Here is a 354-nt window from a genome sequence, read left to right on the forward strand (position 1 = left end):
TTTGCAAGAAAACTTTGCGCAAAAAATGACGTATATGGTCAATACATTATACGAGCTGTCCGAGCTTTCGGGTCATGCAAAAGTAGCTGGAGGGGACCATGTTTCAGATCCTACCGCCGTACCTGTCGGGCCGAATAAAACACAGTATGATTCGGACCTGAGCGACAAAGGGATACGTAACGACTATTGGAACTGGGGAAAAGGATATATCAGTGCCTATCCTCCCGATCAATTTATCATGTTGGAAAATGGCGCGAGCTATGGAGGACAGAACAATCAGGTGTGGGCGCCCTATTATACGCTGCATAAAATCCTAGCAGGTTTAATCGATGTTTATCTAGTGAGTGGTAACAA

Annotated in this window: 1 protein-coding gene; it reads left to right on the forward strand. The window is 44.9% G+C overall.

Annotated elements, in window-relative coordinates:
* A partial coding sequence (locus tag CIK81_RS17885; RefSeq protein WP_199586431.1) for a beta-L-arabinofuranosidase domain-containing protein occupies window positions 1–354 on the forward strand: 354 nt, incomplete at both ends.

It is taken from the genome of Brachybacterium sp. JB7 (genome assembly GCF_003335205.1).
Taxonomy (GTDB): Bacteria; Actinomycetota; Actinomycetes; order Actinomycetales; family Dermabacteraceae; genus Brachybacterium; species Brachybacterium alimentarium.